General features: G+C 69.0%; 9 protein-coding genes and 1 tRNA gene. 5 read left to right on the plus strand and 5 right to left on the minus strand.

The window, feature by feature from the left end; all coding sequences use genetic code 11:
- The first annotated feature begins 97 nt into the window (after positions 1-97).
- On the plus strand, positions 98-1,159 hold the full coding sequence (locus RZ1_RS28810) for a pentapeptide repeat-containing protein (protein WP_072816300.1): 1,062 nt from the start codon (positions 98-100) through the stop codon (positions 1,157-1,159).
- Positions 1,156-1,464, plus strand: coding sequence for a DUF2510 domain-containing protein (locus tag RZ1_RS28815; RefSeq protein ID WP_072816302.1), 309 nt, complete (start codon positions 1,156-1,158; stop codon positions 1,462-1,464). The genes RZ1_RS28810 and RZ1_RS28815 overlap by 4 nt, the downstream gene beginning before the upstream one ends.
- Positions 1,465-1,768: 304 nt before the next feature.
- Here RZ1_RS28815 and RZ1_RS28820 read toward each other — a convergent pair.
- From RZ1_RS28820 to RZ1_RS28830, 3 genes are all read right to left on the minus strand, one after another.
- A tRNA-Ser gene (locus RZ1_RS28820) sits at positions 1,769-1,859 on the minus strand.
- 46 nt (positions 1,860-1,905) lie between these two features.
- On the minus strand, positions 1,906-2,382 hold the full coding sequence (locus RZ1_RS28825) for a nucleoside deaminase (RefSeq protein ID WP_072816303.1): 477 nt from the start codon (positions 2,380-2,382) through the stop codon (positions 1,906-1,908).
- Complete coding sequence (locus tag RZ1_RS28830) at positions 2,383-2,946, minus strand: tRNA adenosine deaminase-associated protein (protein WP_072816305.1); 564 nt, start codon at positions 2,944-2,946, stop codon at positions 2,383-2,385. It lies immediately after the preceding gene.
- Between the two features lie 48 nt (positions 2,947-2,994).
- On the opposite strand from RZ1_RS28830, the gene RZ1_RS28835 reads away from it, so the two are divergent.
- Together RZ1_RS28835 and RZ1_RS28840 are read left to right on the plus strand one after the other, a co-directional pair.
- Positions 2,995-3,957: a prephenate dehydrogenase gene (locus RZ1_RS28835; protein ID WP_072816307.1), complete on the plus strand. Its 963-nt coding sequence runs from the start codon at positions 2,995-2,997 to the stop codon at positions 3,955-3,957.
- The gene (locus RZ1_RS28840; protein WP_072816309.1) at positions 3,945-5,315 is read left to right on the plus strand and encodes an amidase; all 1,371 of its coding nucleotides are present in this window, start codon (positions 3,945-3,947) and stop codon (positions 5,313-5,315) included. The genes RZ1_RS28835 and RZ1_RS28840 overlap by 13 nt, the downstream gene beginning before the upstream one ends.
- On the opposite strand, the gene RZ1_RS28845 is transcribed toward RZ1_RS28840, so the two are convergent.
- Positions 5,291-5,896, minus strand: coding sequence for a putative glycolipid-binding domain-containing protein (locus RZ1_RS28845; RefSeq protein WP_072816310.1), 606 nt, complete (start codon positions 5,894-5,896; stop codon positions 5,291-5,293). The genes RZ1_RS28840 and RZ1_RS28845 overlap by 25 nt on opposite strands.
- A 73-nt stretch (positions 5,897-5,969) precedes the next feature.
- Positions 5,970-7,007: a hypothetical protein gene (locus RZ1_RS28850; protein WP_072816314.1), complete on the minus strand. Its 1,038-nt coding sequence runs from the start codon at positions 7,005-7,007 to the stop codon at positions 5,970-5,972.
- Positions 7,008-7,097: 90 nt separating this feature from the next.
- Between RZ1_RS28850 and RZ1_RS28855 the strand changes: the two genes are divergently transcribed.
- A complete protein-coding gene (locus RZ1_RS28855) occupies positions 7,098-8,249 on the plus strand; it encodes a GIY-YIG nuclease family protein (protein WP_072816312.1) in 1,152 nt (383 codons plus the stop codon).
- Positions 8,250-8,310 lie beyond the last annotated feature (61 nt).

Raw genomic sequence — 8,310 nt, forward strand, 5'->3', positions numbered from 1 at the left:
ACGGGGGTCCGTGGCGGTCACTGCCGTGACACGGTGACCCGCAACAACATTTCGGGGACATCAACACGCGCAGGGGGGCGAACAGGAAGAATTTCAGGTGAAACGAACACGTCGCTGTCTCCTCGGTGCCATCACGGTCATCGCCGTCGGCTGTGCGATCCTCGCCGGAGTCTCGGCCGTAGCCGCCGCCTGGTGGCAGGTCGACCTCGTATCCGGATGGACGGCCACCGCACAACCGGCGGCGACGGTGATGCTGGCGGTGGCGCTGACGGCCTCGGCAGTAATCTTCTCCTGGGGACTTGCCGAACAACGCCAGATGCTGACCGCCCACCGGCAACTCGATCTCGAACCGGCGCACGTGCAGGGTCTACGTACCCGCATGCTCGACGCGGCACGCATGCTCTCGCAGGAGAATCCGACCCTGAGGTTGGCTGCGGTATACGAACTGCTGGCCGTGGCCGACGACTGGTGCCGGATCTCCCGCCGATCCACCCATCCTCAACGCCTGCTGCTCGAACACCAACGGTGCCTCGATCTGATCTGCGGATTCCTGCGGGCGAATCACCGACTGGAACGGTTCGTTCCCGGCACCAGCGTCGGCGCGGGCGTCGAACACGACGAACGAATCGTACGCAAACAACTGTGCGCCGGTCTGACCACGCACCTGACCACCTGGAAACACCTCGGGCCGTTCCGGGTCGATCTGTCCGGTGCGGACCTGGCCGCGATGGTGCTGCGCGGCAGGTCGCTGCCGGGGATCATCGCTCGCGGCTGTGTGCTCACCGAGGCCGATCTGTCCGGGTCGGACCTGGCCGGGGCTGATCTGACAGAGGCGGTCGCGGCGAACACCCGGTTCACCGACACCGACCTGACCGGCACGAATCTGACCAGGGCCACCGCACCGTATGCCTCGTTCACCGGTGCCGACCTGACCGGCGCCGACTTCACCGACACGGTCCTACGGGGAGCCCAGCTGATATCGGCCACCCTCGAGCACACCGACCTGACCGGGGCGGACCTGCGCGCCGCGAAACTGATGCGGGCCGACCTGCGTACCGCGACGTGGGAATCGGCCGACTTCGGCGGTGCGGACCTGACCGACGCCAAGCCTGCTGCGGCCCGTGACCGGTCCACCACGACTACGACGGGCCACAAATGACCACCACAGAGCGCGCACTGGGATGGCACCGGGACCCGGGCAACGACGGACTGCAACGCTGGTGGGACGGCACCGCCTGGACCGCGCTGGTCCGCCCGATCCCCCGGCCTCGGGTCACCGACGTCGAGACGGCCCCACCATCGGAACCGGCCCCGCCGCGCACACCGATGTCCACCGACGCCAAACGCGCACTGATCATCACCGCGGTCGCGGCCGTGCTGTTTGCGGTGTGGGGATACACCACCGTCGTTGGTGCGAATCCGCCGTCGCCACCGTCGGTCGCCGAACAGGACACCACACCTTGACCGCTCGAGGGGGCGTTGCAGCGCGCACCGGAGAAGCGGGAGAACCCATACCGCAGCGCGCCGGTCTCCCGCACTACCGGGCGATCATTCACTCGAAGGGCCGCAGCCTGCGGGCAAGGCACGTCGTCGCTGTGAGGCGGCAGCGCTACTTGCCGGTATGGACCATGATGACCTAGCTGTGATGTCTAGCCCTCCACGCCCGGTACGCGCAGGCCAGTATGCCCGATGTGCCCGAAGCCGACACTCACTCCGAACGTCTAGCCACAAAAAAGTCCCCCACCTGCGTGAACAGGCGGGGGACTCGTGGCGGTGGCGGAGGGATTTGAACCCTCGGACGGGGGTTACCCGTCACACGCTTTCGAGGCGTGCTCCTTAGGCCGCTCGGACACGCCACCGCTAGAAGACTTTACCGGATCGCGTCGCTGAGCTGAAATCGGCTGGTCAGAGCGGTGGGGCAGGGTCGCGGTGGGTGCGGAAGAATTCCTCCAGGACCCCGGCGCATTCGCGTTCGAGAACCCCGGCGCGCACCTCCGGGCGGTGAGTGAGACGACGATCGCGCACCACGTCCCACAGCGACCCGACCGCGCCGGTCTTCGGTTCCCATGCCCCGAACACGACCCGGCCGACCCGTGCGAGCACGATCGCACCCGCGCACATCGTGCACGGCTCGAGCGTCACCGCCAGGGTTGCGCCCTCGAGCCGCCACCCGTCGCCGTGCACCCGCGCGGCCTCCCGCAACGCGAGGATCTCGGCGTGTGCGGTGGGGTCACCGGTCGCCTCCCGCGAGTTCGCTGCACGCGCCAGCTCCGTGCCGTCGGCCGCGAACACCACCGCACCCACCGGAACGTCCCCGGCGGGTGCGGCGGTCGCGGCTTCCAACGCGACCCGGATCATCTCCTCGTCGTCGCGCAGACCCATCTACTTCTGCAGCTTGTCCAGCGTCGAGGACAACACGTCGTCGAACCCGAGCCGCTGCGCGATCTCCTCGATCTGCTCGTCCGGATACAGCTCCGTCTCGGACAGGATCACCGCGAGGACCGGCTCGGGCAGACCCATGTCGGCGAGGATCGCCAGATCGCCCTCCTCCCACGGCTCGACCTCGTCCAGCTCGTCCGGGTCGATGTCGGGAATCTCGACATTCAGTGCGTCCAGCACATCGGCAGCGATGTCGTAGTCCACCGCCATCGTCGCGTCCGACAGCAGCAACTGCGTCCCCGCCGGAGCCGGACGCACAATCACGAAGAACTCGTCGTCCACGTTGAGTAGACCGAAGACCGCACCGGAGCTCCGAAGCTCCCGCAACTCCGTCTCCGCCGTCGCCAAACTCGTCAACGCGGCAGAGGTCAGGGCACGGCACTTCCACCGGCCTTCCTCCCGCGTGACAGCGACGGCGAACCCCTCCAGGTCCTCCGAAGAACTCCCACCGGACGTCCCGGATGTCGTCACGGAAGGGCTCTTGTTCCCTACACGCTGTGCAGCCATGCGCGCAACGGTAGTCTGCCGCGTCCCCTGAATGAAGTCCGGCGGCGAATGTGCCAACCTGATGCGGTGTCCACTGCAGTTTCCGCCCCGCCCGTCTGTGTGCTCGGTCTCGGCCTGATCGGCGGATCACTGCTGCGTGCGGCCGTCGCCGCGGGCCGTGAAGCGTGGGGATACAACCGCTCGTCCGGTGCCGTCGACGCCGCGGTCGCCGACGGCTTCGACGCGTCCACCGATCTGCCCGCCGTGCTGCGCCGCGCCGCCGCCTCCGACGCGCTGGTCGTCCTCGCGGTTCCGATGCCGGCGGTCGACGCGGTGCTCGCCGCCGTCGCCGAGCACGCCCCGAACGTCGCACTGACCGACGTGGTGAGCGTCAAGTCTGCGGTCGCCGCGGCGGTCGCGGCGCGGGGCCTGTCCGCGCGGTTCGTCGGCGGGCATCCCATGGCCGGAACCGCCGAATCCGGATGGGATGCCGGCACCGCCGATCTGTTCCGCGACGCCGTGTGGGTGGTGGCCGTCGACGACGGTGCCGACCCCGGCGTGTGGCAACAGGTCGCCGGGCTCGCCCTCGACTGCGGTTCGGTGGTCGTGCCCGCCGAATCCGGTGAGCACGATGCCGCGGTCGCACGCATCTCGCACCTGCCACACGTGCTCGCCGAAGCTCTGGCCCTCGCCGGGGCCGGCGGCGGGGATCTCGCGTTGGCGCTGGCCGCCGGTTCGTTCCGCGACGGCACCCGCATTGCCGGGACCGCGCCCGCGCTCGTCGACGCGATGTGCGAGGGCAACGCGACCGCGTTGCTCGCCGCGCTCGACGAAACCCTCGAGGTGCTGCGAACCGCCCGCGAGCAACTCGCCGACGGCCGCACCGGCGACCTCACGTCCGCGGGCCACGCGGCGCGGCAGCGCTACGAGCAGCGCGAACGCAAACTCATCACCGGGATCGTTCCCGGCGACGACGACTGGATCGAGCAGCTGCGCGACGCCGGACGTCGCGGCGGGGTGTGGACGTCGTGAACCTGCGCGACACCGCGTCGGCACTCGCCAAACGCGACCTCACCGCGACCGACCACGTCCAGCATGTCCTCGCCGAACTCGACGCCCTCGACGGCACCCCCTGGGCCAATATCGTCGCCGCCCGCAACGACGCGGCCGCCCTCGAATCCGCGGCCCGCGCCGACGCGGAACTCGACGCCGGCAGCTGGATCGGCCCCCTGCACGGCGTCGCCGTCGCGATCAAGGACAACATCGACGTCGCCGGAATGCCGACGCGCTGCGGCAGCGCCGTCCTCACCGACGCAGCTCCGGCCCGCCGCGACGCCCGGATCGTCGAGCAGTTACGGGAAGCCGGGGCGATCGTCGTCGCCAAGACGCACCTGCACGAGTTCGCGTACGGTCCCACCGGGCTCGTCAACGCGGCCGGGCCGGCATCGCACCCGCACGATCCGACACTGATCAGCGGAGGTTCGTCGTCCGGATCGGCGGTGCTGGTCGGCAAGGGCATCGTGCCGCTCGCGCTGGGCACCGATACCGGGTGCAGTGTGCGCACACCCGCCGCGCTGTGCGGGATCGTCGGACTCAAACCGAGCAGCGGCGCACTGCCGTTGGACGGGGTGTTCCCGTTGTCCACCACGTTCGACCACGTCGGTCTGCTGACCGGTGACGTCCTCGACGCCGGGCTGGCGTGGGGTGCACTGCCCGGGGTCGCGCACCTGCGCACGCCGGTGTCCGGGTTGCGCGTGGGCGTGCTGCGCGGAGGCGTGTGGGAACTCGACGATCCCGAGGTCGCCGCGGCCGTCGAGACCGCCTGCCGCACCCTCCGGGACCTCGGTGCAGAGGTCGTGGACACGACGCTGCCCGAGACGGACGAAATCCTCGCCGCGTATCCGATCGTCACCGGATCCGAGGCGTACGAAACGCATCAACGGTGGTTCGAGGACGACCCCGGCCGGTATCGCCCGGCGACCGCAGCGCTCCTGGCCGCGCAAGCCGATCGGCCGGCGTCCGAGTACCTGCGGGCGCTGCGCACGGCCGAGCGGCTGCGCGGCGAGGTGCTACGACGATTGCGCCGCACCGAACGCCTCGACGCGCTGCTCACCGTCACCACCGGGGTCCGGTCCGCGCAGGTGGACAGCGACCCCGCCGCCCTGCGCGGTCCCCTCCTGCAACGCTGCATTCCGTTCAGCGTGCTCGGTGTCCCGGCACTGTCGGTGCCCGCCCCGGACGGCCACGACCACCCCGTCGGTCTGCAGGTGGTCGGACTGACGAGCGGACCGGGCGGTCACGGCAGCCACCCCGGCGAATCCACGGCACTCGCGCTCGCGCTCGCCGTCGAGGGCACGCCGACCGATCAGATGCGTTCGGCGAGGCCCTGATAGTCGAGGACGAAACCGTCCTCGTCGACCGTGACGGTCGAACTCGACACCGGTGAGAGCACATGGATGCCGTCGGCGGCGCTGCTGTAGATGAGCGTCGCCTCCTCGACCCGGAGATCGAGCAGGTTCACGTACACGACGGGCACCTCGAGATCGTCGGCGTCGGACTGCAATCCGTACCGTCGAATCGGGAGGGCATTGAAGAACGGGCTGAGGATCACGTCGACGTCGAGTGCACCGCCGAACGCCGACCGCTGATGTTGCGTCCCGTTGTCGACCATCCAGATGCCCTCACCGGACCGGCTGATCGACATGTGTTTCTCACCGGACGCCAACGTCGTGCGCACCGACAGCCTGCGCGTGACACCGTTCTCGTCGGTCACGAGATCGTAGGACGCGCTGAATGCCGGATGGTCGGCGCACGCCGCCCCGACGATGCGGCCGGACGCCTTGACGCGACTACCGCTCAACTGCACACGGACCGATTCCATGCGCGGCACATCGTTCGCCCGCCACGTCAGAATCGCGGGCCAGGTCGATGCGCTGCTCGCCGCTGTCCGCGCGGCATCAGGGGCTGGCATGCTCACGGTGTCTACCGTATGCGACGAACGGCACACAAGTGGCGTCGGCGTCCGATTCGAAACGAGTACCCGTTCACACGGCCGAAGCCAACGACTCGGCGCCGTCCCGACGGGCGAGCCGATTCGAGAACACAGCCAGGGCCGTGGCACCCACGGCAACGTTGAGCAGGGCACCGAACTCCGCGACCGCGAAGTCGACGACCTCGACGAACAGCACCGTGATCAGGGCTGCCGCGCTGAACACCCGCAACGCCCAGCGGCGCCGGGAGCGCAGACCAGGCGTCCCCACCACGCACAGGAGGGTCGTCACCGAAACGCCCGCCAACTGGAACCACACCGTGAGATCGCGGCCGCCGCCGCTCAGATCGTCGGCGAGGGTGACCAGCGCATGGACGAGCATCACGCCGGAGAACACCGTCAGTGTCACCGCCGCGATCCACGTGCCGCGATCGCCGAGCAGGGCCCGCGGCACCACCCGCTGCAAGGCTGCGCCGATCCGGGACCGCCGATCGTCACGGTCGCGGCACCGGGCCAGCAACCGCTCGATCTCGTCGGCCGCCTCGGGTTCCGCGCCGCCTGCCCTCGCGGAGCGCAACTGGGCGGTCGCGCGGGCCCGGTCGGCAGAAGTCAACCCGCGCATCACCCCGTCCACCGCAGTCGATGCGGCGTTCGCCAGATCCTCCCGTGCCGTGGCGGGCCGGAACCCGTGGATCGCACGGTTGGCAAGCAACAGGAGCAACACCACGACGTACATGATCGCGACGGAGGGGCGGTAGAAGTAGTCGTTCGTCTTGGTGAGGAACTTGCCGATCTCGTCGAGAAACAACCCGAAGCCGATACCGCCTGCGACGATCCCGAACGCATGCGGCGTGCGCCCCAGATAGGTGAGCAGCCCGCACAACGCAACGACCATGAGCAACCCGCCCCACAGCGAATGCGCGATGTGCAGGGTCGCGCCCCCGACCTGCGGGTATCCCGACAGGTGCAGGTACAGACGCACCAGCAGGATCGTGGTGACCGCTACGATCACCAGACATTCGATACGCGACGAAGCGCTCGCATCACGCAGCAACCGCGACGCGGACCTGCCACGGAGCGGGACGCGATCCATGATCACCGAGCGTAGCCGCGACACGGTGTCCTCGAAGGGCGATGCGCGCGCTGCGGGGTCTGGGGCCGCCCTCTGGCCTAGAGTCGCCTCATGCGCACCGTGTGGACAGTTCCTCCGAACATCGCCCAGACACTACTGGAATCTCCCGAGATCCAGATGTTTCTGACCAGCAACGAGCTGCCCGAAACGGCCGATGATCCGCGTCAGCGGCTCACGGAGTTCACACACGCACTCGGTGCCCTGAGCCGCAACATCGGGCGCACCTTCGGGTCCGTCGACGCCGCCAACCGGGACCTGTTCGGAGGTTCCGCCGGAACCGTTCCGGTCGCGCTGCGGCTGACCGTCCTGCGAGCCATCGTCACCGAGGTCGACGACCGCACCCCCACGCCCGATCCGCTGCCCGCCACCGTCGTAGACCAGCTCGGCGCCTACGTGTATGCACTGCTCGACCCTCGTGACCGCACCGTCGTCCACATCGGCAGTGGTCGCGGGAACCGCATCTTCGCGCTCACGTGGACGGCGCTCGGTGAGGCGCACAAACTCACCGCTGCGGGCGAGAGCGCACCTCCGGCCACCCCGGAAGCCGAGGCCGCTCTGCGCCGCGTCCGAGCCGTGTACGAATCGGGATACTCGGTGGAGCATTTCGTCGTCGCCGATCATCTGCTTCCCGCCGCAGACGGTGATCACGCTGCCGGCGCAACCGCCCAGGCGGTGATCGCCGCACTCGGTCTGCTCGAATCGCATCGTGGCGAATTCGTGCTCACGAATCTCGCCGGGACCACCGGTGACGCGGAGGCCGATCGGGTTGCGCGACCCATCGCGGAACTGGTCCGCCAGTACTCGGCGAAGGCCGCACCGGAGTTGCCGACACCATGCGTGGTACTCAGGATCACCGACGCGAAATCAGCGTCCGCAGAACAGGTTCGAGATCTCGCCGATCGGCCCTGGCCTGCCGGCAGCGCAGCACGACGCGTCGACGGACTGCCGATTCTCGTGGTTGCCGACAACATCGTGCGCGGGGCATATCGGGCGACGGGCTGGGAGGCTGCTTCCCGCACCGAGGAGAACGGCGGCACGATCCTGTATCGCTTCCTCGGGGAGTCCGATCCGGAACTGGAGAAACTGTTCGTCGACACCCGAGTGACCCCGGACCGGTTGGGACTCAAGCGCTGGCCGTCGCACGGATGGGCTCCGCGTCTGACGCGAGCAATGCCTCGCGCCACGCCCCGACCACGCACGTAACACACCCCCGGCCCGAGCACGCAGTCGCTGCTCGGGCCGGCGTCTGTCCGCATCACTTCCC

The sequence above is a fragment of the Rhodococcus zopfii NBRC 100606 = JCM 9919 genome, from assembly GCF_001895025.1.
Taxonomy (GTDB): domain Bacteria; phylum Actinomycetota; class Actinomycetes; order Mycobacteriales; family Mycobacteriaceae; genus Rhodococcus; species Rhodococcus zopfii.